The 12,816-nt window shown below is 65.9% G+C and carries 13 protein-coding genes; 10 read left to right on the forward strand and 3 right to left on the reverse strand.

The genetic code is table 11. The features are described 5' to 3' along the window. Window positions 1-26 precede the first annotated feature (26 nt). Together ACPEH8_RS16225 and gcvA are read right to left on the reverse strand one after the other, a co-directional pair. The gene (locus ACPEH8_RS16225) at window positions 27-461 is read right to left on the reverse strand and encodes a hypothetical protein (RefSeq protein ID WP_136005401.1); all 435 of its coding nucleotides are present in this window, start codon (window positions 459-461) and stop codon (window positions 27-29) included. A gap of 300 nt (window positions 462-761) precedes the next feature. Further along, entirely contained in the window at window positions 762-1,694 is a 933-nt protein-coding gene (gene gcvA / locus ACPEH8_RS16230) for a transcriptional regulator GcvA (protein WP_136005399.1), read from the reverse strand. Between the two features lie 101 nt (window positions 1,695-1,795). On the opposite strand from gcvA, the gene ACPEH8_RS16235 reads away from it, so the two are divergent. From ACPEH8_RS16235 to ACPEH8_RS16260, 6 genes are all read left to right on the forward strand, one after another. Then, on the forward strand, window positions 1,796-2,650 hold the full coding sequence (locus ACPEH8_RS16235) for an MBL fold metallo-hydrolase (protein WP_423667472.1): 855 nt from the start codon (window positions 1,796-1,798) through the stop codon (window positions 2,648-2,650). Continuing rightward, on the forward strand, window positions 2,647-3,510 hold the full coding sequence (locus ACPEH8_RS16240; RefSeq protein WP_136005396.1) for an MBL fold metallo-hydrolase: 864 nt from the start codon (window positions 2,647-2,649) through the stop codon (window positions 3,508-3,510). Before ACPEH8_RS16235 ends, ACPEH8_RS16240 begins: the two co-directional genes overlap by 4 nt. Before the next feature lie 277 nt (window positions 3,511-3,787). Then, complete coding sequence (locus tag ACPEH8_RS16245; protein ID WP_423667475.1) at window positions 3,788-5,149, forward strand: energy transducer TonB; 1,362 nt, start codon at window positions 3,788-3,790, stop codon at window positions 5,147-5,149. Window positions 5,150-5,219: 70 nt separating this feature from the next. After that, entirely contained in the window at window positions 5,220-5,909 is a 690-nt protein-coding gene (locus tag ACPEH8_RS16250) for a hypothetical protein (protein WP_166473118.1), read from the forward strand. Window positions 5,910-6,059: 150 nt separating this feature from the next. Continuing rightward, window positions 6,060-6,302 carry a hypothetical protein gene (locus ACPEH8_RS16255; RefSeq protein WP_423667477.1) on the forward strand — a complete coding sequence of 81 codons (243 nt, stop codon included), beginning with the start codon at window positions 6,060-6,062 and terminating at the stop codon, window positions 6,300-6,302. A gap of 67 nt (window positions 6,303-6,369) precedes the next feature. Continuing rightward, entirely contained in the window at window positions 6,370-6,798 is a 429-nt protein-coding gene (locus tag ACPEH8_RS16260; RefSeq protein ID WP_166473116.1) for a hypothetical protein, read from the forward strand. On the opposite strand, the gene ACPEH8_RS16265 is transcribed toward ACPEH8_RS16260, so the two are convergent. Next, complete coding sequence (locus tag ACPEH8_RS16265) at window positions 6,781-9,534, reverse strand: UvrD-helicase domain-containing protein (RefSeq protein ID WP_423667543.1); 2,754 nt, start codon at window positions 9,532-9,534, stop codon at window positions 6,781-6,783. The genes ACPEH8_RS16260 and ACPEH8_RS16265 overlap by 18 nt on opposite strands. Before the next feature lie 342 nt (window positions 9,535-9,876). Here ACPEH8_RS16265 and ACPEH8_RS16270 point away from each other — a divergent pair, with 342 nt between their 5' ends. The 4 genes from ACPEH8_RS16270 to ACPEH8_RS16285 are packed head-to-tail and all read left to right on the forward strand — an operon-like array spanning window position 9,877 to window position 12,816. Then, window positions 9,877-10,785 (forward strand): acyl-CoA dehydrogenase, encoded by a 909-nt coding sequence (locus tag ACPEH8_RS16270; protein ID WP_423667480.1) that lies wholly within the window; start codon window positions 9,877-9,879, stop codon window positions 10,783-10,785. Further along, complete coding sequence (locus ACPEH8_RS16275; RefSeq protein WP_313217874.1) at window positions 10,773-11,531, forward strand: PIG-L family deacetylase; 759 nt, start codon at window positions 10,773-10,775, stop codon at window positions 11,529-11,531. The genes ACPEH8_RS16270 and ACPEH8_RS16275 overlap by 13 nt, the downstream gene beginning before the upstream one ends. Beyond that, complete coding sequence (locus tag ACPEH8_RS16280) at window positions 11,528-12,115, forward strand: class I SAM-dependent DNA methyltransferase (RefSeq protein ID WP_423667484.1); 588 nt, start codon at window positions 11,528-11,530, stop codon at window positions 12,113-12,115. The genes ACPEH8_RS16275 and ACPEH8_RS16280 overlap by 4 nt, the downstream gene beginning before the upstream one ends. Then, on the forward strand, window positions 12,112-12,816 hold the full coding sequence (locus tag ACPEH8_RS16285) for a glycosyltransferase (RefSeq protein WP_423667487.1): 705 nt from the start codon (window positions 12,112-12,114) through the stop codon (window positions 12,814-12,816). The genes ACPEH8_RS16280 and ACPEH8_RS16285 overlap by 4 nt, the downstream gene beginning before the upstream one ends.

Below are 12,816 nucleotides of genomic sequence, written 5' to 3' on the forward strand. Positions count from 1 at the left end.
TGAGCGCCACCACGCCCAGCGAAACGTCATTCATGGTCGAGTTGTTTCGACCATTGGTGAAATCGCGCATCGAGCTTTTCGCATATGTCTCGTGCTTTTTTCTGGTCGTAGGGTTCGTGGTAAAGGGTCGGCAGATCATCGTCAGAAAGATCCACGTAATCCTCCAGGTAGGATGCTTCGTAGTACGCCTGCGCGAAGCCATTTCCCGTTTCTGACAAGTCGTCGCTCGTAAGCTTGTCATCGCAGCATTGGGCAAGCAGGTCCTTTCCGCTCAGCTTTCCTTGGCGAATTGAATGCAGCGCATCAGGATGCAAGGAGCGAAGCGTGTCGCTTTCATGCCCGCGACGGATGGCCCACTCCAGGAAGAGGGCGATATGGGTGCGGGCATGGGAAGCATTGAGGTCGGCTGGAAAGTCTCCGCCGGTGTGCCAGTCAATGTCATCGTACTTTCTCACGATCATCTGTAACTCACGTCTGAAGGGGCGCTGAGTCGCGTTCCTGCGATATCTCCGGAATCCCGCACAGCCAGCCCTTCCCGGCAGAAGTCAACCAGGGCGCGCCCGCGACCTCACGAACGCAATCCCACAACATTCTGGGCTCGGAACCGTCGAGAGTTGACGGGAAAAGATAGGGGCTGACGGACAGGAGCGACATGCAACGAGTTGCAACGCTTGGCGATTCAACCGAGGCAGAACAACACTGTGGCCTCATAGGCAGGCATGTAGCCTGCTTCTGCAACAACTGATGGCCTCGTGCAAATACTAGGTTGGTCGATCATCAAGAGAGCGCGATGCCCTGCTCTCCACCTCCAACCACCGTCGAAACGCATCCGTCGCTTCCACCTTCCGCCCCGCAGCCGGACAGACCGTCCAGAAGGCATACGCGTTGGGCAGCTGCGCTTCGAAGGGGCGGATCAACCGTCCTGCGCGGAGGTCTTCCTCCACCAGCGGTCCCACGCCCAATGCCACGCCGTGCCCGTGGAGGGCCGCTTCCTGGGCCAGGTAGATGCTGGGGTACACCGGGCCGGTATCCGCACGCACCGCCGGCACGCCGGCGAACGCCAGCCACGCGGCCCAGTCGGGCACACCCGGCCGGCCCTCCGCGCTCTGGTCATGGATCAGGGTGACGTGGGCGAGATCGGCGGGCGAGGTCAGAGGCAGGCCGTCGGCACGCAGGGTCCCTGGCGCGCAGACGGGGAACACCGGTGCCTCCATCAGCAGGTCGGCCGGGTTGCCGTAACCGGCTCCGGGACCATAGCGGAGGGCGATATCGATACCGTCGCGGCCGAGGTCCGCCAACTGGTCGGAGGTGACGATCCGCACCTGGATATCAGGGTGACGGGCGTGAAAGCGGGGCAGCCGCGGAGCCAGCCATTTGGCGGCAAAGGACTCCATCGTGCTGACGCGCAGGTCGGCGGTGGCTGCAGGCGAAGCGCGGTCCAGAGCGAGGTCCAGCATCTCGAAGATATCGCTCAGCGAGGTGGCGAGGGCGGCGCCTTCGCTGGTCAGCGTGACGGTCCGATGGCCGCGCTCGAACAACGCGATGCCCAGATGGTCCTCGAGCCGTTTGACCTGATGGCTCACGGCCGCCGGCGTGACAAAAAGCCGGGCCGCGGCCTTCTGGAAGCTCAGGCAACGTGCAGCGGTTTCAAATGCGCGCAGGGCGTTGAGAGGAGGGGCGTGACGCGGTTTCATCCAGGGCTCCAACCACCACCGATGATCGATCCTATCAGGTTAGGTTTTCTAACCTGAAGGTCAAATCATGTCGTTTGTCAGCCTCGGGGCTGCTGGCAATCATGGCGGCCTCCACCTCAAGGGAAGCCGCCGTGCATCTGACACCATTGGGTCCGGACGTCTCGCTATGCGTAGGCGACGAACATGCGTCCGTCGCGACCGTGTTCTTCTACGGGAGCGACGTGTTGCTGGTCGACGCCCTGGGCAGTGCGGCGGATGCCCGGCGGTTGCGCGATCTGCTGTGCCGGCAGATGGGGAAGACCGTACGCATGATGGTCTTCACCCATTTCATGAGCGATCACATCGCCGGGCTCACCGTGTTTCCCGAGGCGATGACGGTGGCGCATCGCAACTATCGCCACACCTTCCTGTCGCAGAACCGCCGCGTGGATGCGTTCTACCGTGAGCCGCAGGTGGTGTTCGACAGCGCGATGCGCATCGGCTGGGGTCGCCATGAGCTTCGCCTGCTGCATAACCCGGGCAAGACCCTGGACCACCTCAGCGTGGATGTCCCCACCGCCGATCTGGTCTGCGTCGGCGACAACATCGTGGGCAATATCGTCTATCTCTCCAAGGCGGACCCGGCACAGATCCGGACGGCGATTGGGCGGGCCAGGCAGTTTGGGCGCGGCACCGTGGTCGGCGGACACATCGGCGCGTTCGATGCCACGGTGCTCGATAACGCGCTGCACTATCTGGAGCACCTACGGCGCACCGTGGTAACCCTGCGCGCGCAGGCAGACGCGGGGCCGCTGGGAGAGAGGATTGCGGCCATCCCGATGGACGCGTGCCTCGCGCCGGGCGTTGAACCCACCGACTTCGAGCGGATCTGGCACCAGCGCAATCTGGAGGCGATCGAGGCCCAGGGCATTTTCGAGCTGGATACCTATCTGGCGCGTCCGACGGAGGTCGCATGAGCGCGCCTGCATCGGGCGGTGTCCGGGTGGGGCGACGGGCCTTCCTGTCCGGCTGTGCGGCCGGAGCGACGGCGCTGCTGCTGCCCGCATCGCTCGCTGCCGCGCAGGTGCCGACACAGGGCGGCCTGCGCATCCAGCGGCTGGCTTGGGCAGGCATCCGTCTCCAGCTCCCCGGCTCGACCCTGTTCATCGATCCGTTGACCAATGCCGCCGAGTGGGGCGCGGCGCTGCCGGACGTGTTGATCCCGGTCGCGGATGCGGTCGGGGAGACCAGCGTCCTGCTCACCCATGTGCACTCGGACCATTTCGATGCGGGTGCCGTGGCGCAGGCGCTGCACGCGGGGGGCAGCGTGATCCATCCCGCCGGAACCCATCCGCTCCCGATTCCCCCGAAAGCCCGGGCGCGTCCTGCAACGCTGTGGGAGCCGCAGTTGCTGGGCGACTTCACCGCCACCGCAGTACCCGCGTCGGACGGCTACGGCGACCCGCAGGTGTCGTGGGTGGTGTCGGCGGGCGGGCGACGGATCTTCCACGGCGGTGACACGATGTGGCACGGGCACTGGTGGAAGATCGCGCGACAGTTGGGTCCTTTCGACATGGCCTTTCTGCCGATCAACGGTGCCCGGTTCGGCTGGCGCAAACCGGTCAGCGGACAGCCGGGCGTGCTTACCCCCGAACAGGCCATTGCTGCCGCCACCGTCCTTGGCGCGCGGTCCATCGTGCCCATCCACTACGGCATCTCGGGCATTGCGGAGTACCAGGAAGTGGAGGCGCCGCTGCGCACGCTGGGCGTGCAGGCCAGAACGAGCACCCTGACTGTCCAGCCAGTGCAGCCGGGGGCGTGGGTGGCGTGGCCATGACGGGTGACGCATGTCCAGCGCCGCCAGCCGGGGATGGCGTACGTCGGCGGTTGCACAGGGGGCCGTCAGCAACGTGAACATTCCGAAGTAGAATCCTCTGCCCGTAAGGACGACGTAGTGCGGGAGGGGCATTCATGGACCCGTGGGGCCGTCTCGAGCCCAGAGGACATGCGTGCGTTGGAGGGTTCAAAGGAAGCATTGCGCTGCAATGCGATGTGGATGATTGGCGCGCACATGAGCGTTGGTCATCAGTACAACAGGGGGTTTCATGCGGTCCATGCGGAATGTGGTTGTTTTCGCTGTTGCAATGCTGGCTGTCGGGTGCGCGCAGAAGAAGGGGCTTGAAGAGAATCCGGACCTCGCCGCGATCGAGCAGCATCTGGATGCGTACCTGGAGGCGTATCCCAACGCCAACGACGGTGCCAGCAAGACCTGCCTGGAGATGAAGATCCACTTCGTCAGCGCGACCACCTCCGGTGCGCTGGACGCATCGGTGGGCCGACGTGATCTCGCCAGCGAACCCGGGCCGCTGAAGGCCGGCGAGGCGGTGTTCTTCGACGGCGTCGCAACGCAGTTTGGCCGTACCGTCCGGGTAAATGGCGACAGCCTTTCGGTGGGCACGGTCAACGTCGGCGCATCGGCCTACGAGGTGTGGTCGCCGAACAGCAGCGCCGTCATCAACCGGCGCATCGCCGAGGGTCAGCTGGTGACCGGTGGCAGGGAGTCGCCCATGTTCGGTACGCGCGGCGTGCCGGTGTGCGGCTTCGGTATCGCCACTGTGGGTGGCAGGCTCAATCACATTCTTCTGGCGGACATGATCGAATCCGGTGCGCCGCTCGAGCAAGAGGCGCCTGCCAGCGGCATCGCCGCCAGTGCGGCCGCAGATGTTGCCGAGGTGGCCGGCGAGCCGCCGCAGGAGGCGCCGGCCGCGGCCGGTGGCACGTGCGAAGTGATTGCGAAGGGCGAGGAAGAGGCGCGTTCCAACTGCAAGTCGGGCAACTTTGCTGCCTGCCGCGATATCGCCGGCTGGGTGGCCAACAAGGTCATGGAAGGGTGTGCCGTGACCACGAGGACGCCGGCAGAGGCGCTTCACGAGGAATGCCTGTCGCTTGCCAAATCGTCGTTGCTGGCCAACGACTATTGCATGGGCGGCAAGGGCGACCAGAGCGCGTGCGAGTTCCTTGGCAAGGCGGCAAAAGAAGCGGCGCAGAAGGGGTGTCCGTCGGACGTGGTCGCCGAGGCCCGCGCGCAGATGCGGCGAGACCGGGGCGAGCCGGCCCAGGCGCCTGCGACGGCCTCCGCGCCGGCGGCATCGGCCTCTCCTTCCGCCGAGGAGGCATCCCAGCCGACCCGGTCCCGCAGTGAAGCCACGGTGGACGCGACGTCCAAGAGCATGAATCCCCCGCGGTATCCGCCTGCCGCGTTCCGTGCCGGGATAGAAGGCCAAGTGACGCTGACCGTGGATGTCTCCGCCGACGGCGCGGTCACCAGCGTGGCCATCGCAAAAACGTCGGGCAACCGTGACCTGGACAGGGCGGCAATGGAAGCCGCGCGGAAATGGCGGTTCAACCCGGCGCAGGAGAACGGGGTTGGCATGGCAGGACGGGTGAGCGTGCCGGTCACGTTCGCGCTCAATTAGTACGACGGGGCGGGCTGCTGAAACCGGCAGCCCACTTGGCAGTGTGTATCTCACGACAGGGAGAAAGCGCATGGCCGTAATGCAGATTCAGTACAACGAAGACGGACATAGATATACGACATTTGTTGTGGCCCGCTTGGCAGGTTGGCGCGTCAACTCTGCGCTTGAACTCGCATGGGGATCACAGCTGCCTGATGAGTTCGACGACCTGAAGGCAACGCACAACGCAATTGAGTGGTTCAACGGCGACCGCCCGCGGCAGATCATGAGAGTGCTTCATTCGCTGCACGGATCGGACGTGGCAAAGCGAAGGGCTGGTTTGGCGAGATATGTTGCTCAGATGCTCAAGAATGGCATCGAGGACTGGAAGATCGGCGTGGTGATTCACGCGTTTGCAGATAGCTTTGCTCACACAAAAATTGTCGACTCCAAAGAGGTCGCGTACGACGCTCCATTCGGCCATCTGCTTGATGGTCACAAGCCAGATCACGTGCCGTTGTTTCCCGCCAAGTTCATCGACTATGTCGAAGCGCTCTACGCATGTTTGGCGCTTCGCAGCCAAGAGGAGGCGAAAGGCGCGGGGCGGGTAGTCGAGATCGCGCATCTCGTTGATTTCGATGAAAGAATCAAGAGGATTGCAAGTGATTTGGACTATGATGATAAAGCCATGAGAGACGTCGAGAGTCGATTGAAAGGGCGCCCGACCATTAAAGAGGTTCACGGCCTTCTGGATGACCTTGAATCCGAGCTCCTGCTGTAGGCGTTTCCATCCCATCTCTGGGTATCACGGATAGCGTTCGTGGGATCAAGACGTTGGTGTGCAAATCCTTCGGGCGACACGCTGGCGGCCCCGATACGGATGCGCTAGATTTGGATGGCCGCCAGGATGGTGGCTTACGGGGAACGTCACATGAATCTCAACGGTATCTGGTTGGCCGGTGCTCTGCTCGCAGCTTCCAGTACTGCGTGGGCCGGTCAGGGCGAAGTCTGCTTGGCTGAAGCCCAGACCACGCCGGCGGGCGTGATGAAACCATTCGATGACGCCACGGTATTCCGCTGCAAGGCAGCCGGCTCTGTCACCGTTTCCCAACGCTACGCAACAGGCTGGCGTGTCGTGTCAGTGTTCCCGCAGAGCTCTCTCGATCCGATCTAGCCCGGTGTGATGACGGTGCTGTGGACCTTTCCGACGGCTGCCACATAAGAGTGCGTTTGGAGCGTCAATGCAGAAGTATGGCGAAGTTTCTCAGGAACACACATGGGGTTGCGCCGCAGCGTGTGTGGCGTCGTTGATGGCCGTTCCATACGCGCGCGCCAAGCGCTGGCTCGAGAAGGAAAAGGGTAAGCCGGTGGGCGCTCGGCCCCGGGGTTTTGAGATCGACGAGATTGCCAATGCGCTGTTCAAGCAGGGCGTCAAGGTGATCGCCGATTGGCATCCACCAAGCCCGCCTCCCGAAGGGAGCATTGTGTGCATCCACAGCCCGGTTCGATACCGTGACTACCACTACCTGCTCAAGGTGCCGGGCGGCTACATGGATCCTTGGTTTGACCTTAAGAAGGGCGTGATGGAGGGAAAGATGCGGGCGTCTCTTCCGCGAGGGACCAAGATCTTTGTAGCGCTTATCCCTTGCTCATCACCGCCGCCGCATTGACGTCGGCTTGTTGTGACACGCCGGATAACTGGAGCAGGACTTGAACGGCCCGTGCGGCCCGGTCCGGTCCACGAATACGCCGACCTTGCACACCGGGCAGCGCTCTTCCGTGACGGGAATGCCGGTGACGCCGGTGATTTTGACGGCGCCGTCCTTGACCAGTTCGTCCAGGAAGGGTGAGTTCTTTCCCAACAGCGTGAACAGCGCAACGGTGCGCCGGGCGCGGGTGAGGGCGACATAGAACAGTCGGCGCTCTTCGCTCAGCGGGTAGGTGTCGCCGGTGGGCATCGCCAGCGACAGCACCGGATCGTCCGAACGCAGGCTGGGGAAGCCACGGTTGACCATGCCCGGCAGGATCACGTATTCGGCTTCCCTGCCCTTGGAGCGATGGGCGGTGAGAAACTCGATGTCCATCGTGCTGCCGAAGGCGCTCTTCCAATCGGCAGGCACGACGCTGCGGTCGGACCGGTAGCGGCCGAGCACGAACACCGAGACGCGGCCGTTTCGACCGCGGGGAATCTCGCCGGCGAGCAACTGCTGGTGCAGAGCCGCCAGGTACTGCCGCACCCCGTCAGGCACCTCGTCGCGCTTGGCGAGCTGGAAGGCCAGCAGTACCGGCCCGTGCGCCGGGGTAACCGAGCGGACGACCTTGTCGATCTGGGCTGGATTCCTGCCGATGAAGCGGCTTGAGATGTCGCACAGGGCTTGCGGGCAGCGGAAGGTCTGCTCGAGTTTGAGCACCTGGCCTTGCCCCATCCAGTCGCGGAAGCCGGTCATGACCGAGACGTCGGCGCCGGCGAAGCGGTTGATCGACTGCCAGTCGTCGCCGACCGCAAACAGGAACCTGCCGGGCTGCTTCACCAGCGCGCGGCAGAGGCGGGCACGTGCGCGGGACGCGTCCTGGAACTCGTCGGCCATCACCAGGTCGTAGGGCGACGCATACCGGTCCTGCTCCAGCAGGCTGGCCGCCATGTTCAGCATGTCCTCGAAGTCGATGCTTTTCTCGTCGGTCAGGGCGTTGTCCCACGCTTGCATTACCGGGCCGGCGATCTCCAGGAAGCGGCGGTGGCGTTCCTTGAAGTGGTCCTCGGGCATCTGCTGCAGGCGGGCGGCCATGTCATCGAGCGACAGGCAGTTGCTCTTGGCATGGGCGATGAACGTGCGCATCAGGCCAATCAGATCCGAATCGGGCATCGGCTTGGCGCCGTCGTCGGGCAGCTCGCGATCCGGATTGGGGTCAAGCGCCACGCGGGAGGCGCTGAGCCGGTCGGTAAGGTAGTCCAGGGCATGGCCACTGCGAAGCCCGAAGGACGTGGTTTCGGCCAGTGCGGTACCGCGCCGGGCATGTTCCTCGCGTTTCCAGACCATGCCGTCCATGTAACCGGCGAAGTGCCGGGGCGGTTGGCCATTGGCATCCAGCGCGAAATGCTCGTGATACAGGGCGGCGTCGGGATAGTAGAAGTCCGGCCGGTACTGGCGGTGGGCGTCGGTGGCGGTATCGAACTCGTACGGACGTTCGTACTCGTAGCTCACGCCGTTGTAGAACAGCCAGTCGGCAATGACGCACTCTTCCATGCTCTTGACCCGCTCGCCCTGCAGCGTGCGGATGTAGGGCTTGCCTTCGCGGTCGTAGCCATCGGCCAGCATGTCCTCGCCCAACGGCGGAAGGTCGCGGCCGAACACCAGCCGGAACATGTCCCACTGGGTGCGGAAACGGGTGGAGCGGTCCTTGAGGTCGTCCACCAGCTCGGTGAGCTTGTGAAAGCCCTGCGCGGCGTCGACGGCCCAGGCGGGAATGTCCGGCTTGCGACCGGTGGCCTTGGCAATGATGGCCAGGCCCAGTGCATGGAATGTGCGGGCTTCGACCACGGTGTCGGCCATGCCCAGACGGGCGAAGGAGCGCTGCGCACGTTCCTGCAGTTCGTTGGCGGCATCCTTGTTGAACGCCAGCATGACGATCCGTTCGGGCGCGACGAAACCGCGGTCAATCGCATAGGCGGCCTTGGCGACCATCGTGGACGTCTTTCCCGAGCCGGCCGATGCGACGACCTGTACCCGGTTGTCAAAGCAGATCACCGCACGGGCCTGCTCTTCGGTGAGCGGCTGGCTTTCGACCTTGTCCAGGAGGTCTTTGGCCAGGACCAGTTCGCGGGTGGTCATGCCCTCGTTGGCGTGGGCGATCACCGCCGGCCAGTCCAGTGTCCAGTCGTGCAGGGCAGACAAGGCGCGCTGATGGGGTGGGGACTGCAGGTCGCCGTGTATCTCCGCGTCGAGGAACAGCGGTTCCAGATCCGGCGCGGCCACGGGCAGGACGGGCCGGGCGTCAAGGAGGGCGGCCTGCTCTTCGTGGGTAATCCACCGACGGCCGCGGTCGCCCGCGTCGATCAGGGCGCGGGCAGCGCCCAACCAGGTGAGGATCTGGCCCAGCACCGTGTCGAACAGCGCTTTGCGCTCACGCCTGCGGCGTTCGTGAAGCACTACGTCGATGGCCGAGGCGAGCTGGACACCGTGGGCGTTCGGCAGGCCATCGACGGACAGCCAGGGGCCCGCATCGCGCTCCACGGCCACGCGCGACCAGAGCACACCCGGCATCACCTGCACCCGATGCGCATCCGTGAGGAACTCCCGGTGACGCTGCCCATCGATGCTGAGCTCGACGTGGTCGCCGTCCAGGCGAAGCCACCAATGCGGGGATCGAGTCAGAAGCCTGCCCCAACCAGAGGGGCGCCAATCGATTGCCATCCTTGATACTGCCTGCGTGCGTGGGGTACTGGCCCAGAGCGGGCCTCTATCGGGCTCCATGATAGAGCAGGCCTTGTGTGCACGCTTGTTTCGATAGATGGACTGCGGGAATGACCGGCCGTGTGCCAGCGTTCATGAACCGTACGGCACCCGAGGGGCCAAACACGCGACGCGCACATACCGGTCACTGATCTGCCACGCACGCGCCGGTATCTATGGACGCTCCACCCTCAACGGTGTTCGACCATGCAGGCCCCCGCCATCGCGACTGCCCCTGTTGACATGGATCGGCGCGCTGGACACGCAGCCCCCGCGCTGGAGGCTGATGCCCGCGACGTGCTCGCGCGCCAACCGTCGCTGCCGCTGCCCGGGCGCGGCCACACGCTGGAGCGCTGGCGCGCCCTGGGGGCCATTGCTGCGCGCGATCTGTGCGTGGCCAAGGTGATGGAGGCCCACTACGACGCGCAGGCGATTCTGGCCGACCTGCACGCGCCGCCGTTGACGGAAGGCACGCTGGCGGCGGTGTGGGCTGCCGAAGGGCCGCAGGCGACGTTGTCGTTCGATCCCGCCACGGGCACCGTCAGTGGCAGCAAGCCGTGGTGCTCCGGTGCCGGCTTGGTGGATGAGGCGCTGGTGACGGCGCGCTGCCAAGAAGGCACGCAGCTGGTCCGCGTGCGCGCCGATGCGAAAGGCATGCACCCGCAACCGCTGACCTGGCACGCAACCGGCATGGGCGGCATTCCCAGCGGTACCGTGCAGTTCGCCGCCGTCCCCGCCGAGCCGGTCGGCAAACCGGGCACGTACCTGTCCCGGCCGGGCTTCTGGCACGGTGGCGCGGGCATCGCGGCGTGCTGGTACGGCGCGGCGGTGGCGCTGGCTGCACCGCTGCAGCGCTCGCCGCGTGTGAGCGGCGATGCGCAGATCGCCGCGCTGCTCGGTCGGGTCGACATGGGCCTGCAGGCGTCAGCGGCGCTGCTGCGTGAGCTGGCGACATGGATCGATGCCATGCCTTCCCAGCCGCACCAGGCCGATGTGATCCGTGTGCGCAGCGTGGTGGAGCGTACCTGCGTACAGGTGCTGGATGCGGTGGGCCGCGCGCTCGGACCGGCACCGATGTGCCTGGAGGCCGGGCACGCCGCGCGCTGGAGCGACCTGACGGTCTTCATTCGACAAAGCCACGGCGATCGTGACTGGGCCGAACTGGGGCGAGCCGTCCACGCCCAGGAGGGACCGTGGACACTGTGACCGTGCCCATCAGCGGGCCGGGCAACCGCGAGGTCGACTGGGACCGCAGCGGCTGGCTGCGCGCGCTGCCCGACAGGGAGGCCGGCGCGGTCCTGGCCGACATACGCCGGCTGGTGGTGGTGTCGCCCCATCCGGACGATGAAGTGCTTGGTTGCGGCGGCCTGATGCAGGCGGCGCTGGACCAGGACATCGATGTGCACGTGGTGTCGGTCACCGATGGCGAGGCCTGCTATACCGACCAGCCCTTGTGGCCCGCCGCGCGACTCCGCGATGCACGCCGGCGTGAGCTGGCCGATGCCATGCGGCTGCTGGGCATGGATGCCACGCATGTCACCACGCTGGCGCTACCCGACGGGGCTGTTGCCACACATGAGGCGGACCTGGCCGCGGCGCTGGCCGCGCACCTTGTGGCTGGCGATCTGCTGGTGGCGCCGTGGATCCACGATGCACATCCGGACCATGACGCGACCGGACGGGCCGCGCTGGCGGCAGCAGCATCCCGTGCCGTCAACGTGCTGCAGTACCCGGTCTGGGCGTGGCACTGGCTCGACCCGCACGCGATGACGGCGCCGTGGTCGGCAGCCGCCCGCATTCCGCTCAGCGCCACCTTGCTGCGCCGCAAGCAGCGCGCGTTGGACGCGTTCGCCACCCAGACCGGCGCCGTTGACGGACTGGCCTGTGCACCCATTCTTCCCGAACACGTCACGGCGCGCTTCCGCCGTCCTTTCGAGGTGTTGATCGGATGAGCACGGCGGCGTATTTCGATGCGTTGTACCAGCAGCCGGACCCGTTCCACTACCGCAGCCGGTGGTACGAGGCCCGCAAGCGCGCGCTTACGCTGGCCTGCCTGCCGCGAAGGCGATACGCCTGTGCGTGGGAGCTGGGCTGCTCCAACGGCGTGCTTACGGCAGCGCTGGCGGCGCGGTGCGACGCGCTGCTGGGGACAGACATCAGTGCCGATGCGCTGGCCGACGCGGCGGTATCGACGCGGGCATGGCCGCAGGTGCGCCTGGAGCGGGCCACCCATCCGCAGGACTGGCCTTCCGGCCGCTTCGACCTGATCGTGGTCAGCGAAGTCGGCTACTACCTGCCGTCATCGGCGCTGCAGCAGATGGCGCGGCAGCTGCGCCACAGCCTCACCGACGATGGCCTGTTGCTGGCCTGCCACTGGCGGCCACCGTTCGACGCGGCACGCAGCATCACCGAAGACGTGCACGGCGCGCTCTCGGAACACCTGGTGGAAGCGTTTACCTATCAGGACGCCGATCTGCTGCTGCAGGGGTGGAGTGCACGCGCCACCAGCGTTGCTGCGTGGGAGGGGCTGCGGTGATCGCCGTGATCGTACCGGCACACAACGAGGCGCCGGTCATTGCACGTTGCCTGGCCTCGGTCCGGCTTGCGGCCGCCCACCCTGGCCTGCGCGGCGAGGCGGTGCTCACGGTGGTGGCACTGGATGACTGCAGCGACGACACCGCCTCGATCTGCGCCGACCAGGGGGTTGCAACGGTGGTGGTGGACGCCCGCTGCGTCGGCGCGGCACGGGCGGCGGCAGCGACCGTGGCGCTCTCCCACGGCGCGCGCTGGATCGCCAGTACCGACGCCGATTCGGTCGTGCCTGCGGATTGGCTCTGGCAGCAGACCCGCTGCGGCGCGGATGTGTTCTGCGGCGTGGTGGACGTGGTGGACTGGCTGGACTATCCCGATGCCGTGCGCAGGGCCTTCGCCTGCCGCGAGCTGGCCAGGGACGGACACGCGCATATCCACGGCGCCAACCTGGGCATGCGCGCCACCGCCTACACGGCAGCCGGCGGGTTCGCGCCGCTGCGCACCGGCGAGGACGTTGCGCTCATCCACATGCTCGGCAACACCGGCGCGACCATCGCCTGGCTGGCACGGCCCGTGGTGGCCACCAGCGCACGCCGGGTGTCGAAAGCGCCGCAGGGGTTCAGTGGATTCCTGCGCGCGCTGGAGCGGGAAGTGAGGGGGGCGGGGGCGGTGCTGGTGCCGACGAAGGCACTCCGGCACGGGTAA

It is taken from the genome of Stenotrophomonas sp. NPDC077461, from assembly GCF_049545475.1.
Taxonomy (GTDB): domain Bacteria; phylum Pseudomonadota; class Gammaproteobacteria; order Xanthomonadales; family Xanthomonadaceae; genus Stenotrophomonas; species Stenotrophomonas nematodicola.

What these genes read in the sequence shown, in the direction of transcription:
- ACPEH8_RS16245 (WP_423667475.1), top strand. Translation starts at nt 3,788, where the DNA reads ATGCGGAATGTGGTTGTTTTCGCTGTTGCAATGCTGGCTGTCGGGTGC.
- ACPEH8_RS16225 (WP_136005401.1), bottom strand. Translation starts at nt 461, where the DNA reads ATGATCGTGAGAAAGTACGATGACATTGACTGGCACACCGGCGGAGAC.
- gcvA (WP_136005399.1), bottom strand. Translation starts at nt 1,694, where the DNA reads ATGAAACCGCGTCACGCCCCTCCTCTCAACGCCCTGCGCGCATTTGAA.
- ACPEH8_RS16250 (WP_166473118.1), top strand. Translation starts at nt 5,220, where the DNA reads ATGGCCGTAATGCAGATTCAGTACAACGAAGACGGACATAGATATACG.
- ACPEH8_RS16235 (WP_423667472.1), top strand. Translation starts at nt 1,796, where the DNA reads ATGGCGGCCTCCACCTCAAGGGAAGCCGCCGTGCATCTGACACCATTG.
- ACPEH8_RS16240 (WP_136005396.1), top strand. Translation starts at nt 2,647, where the DNA reads ATGAGCGCGCCTGCATCGGGCGGTGTCCGGGTGGGGCGACGGGCCTTC.
- ACPEH8_RS16255 (WP_423667477.1), top strand. Translation starts at nt 6,060, where the DNA reads ATGAATCTCAACGGTATCTGGTTGGCCGGTGCTCTGCTCGCAGCTTCC.
- ACPEH8_RS16280 (WP_423667484.1), top strand. Translation starts at nt 11,528, where the DNA reads ATGAGCACGGCGGCGTATTTCGATGCGTTGTACCAGCAGCCGGACCCG.
- ACPEH8_RS16260 (WP_166473116.1), top strand. Translation starts at nt 6,370, where the DNA reads ATGCAGAAGTATGGCGAAGTTTCTCAGGAACACACATGGGGTTGCGCC.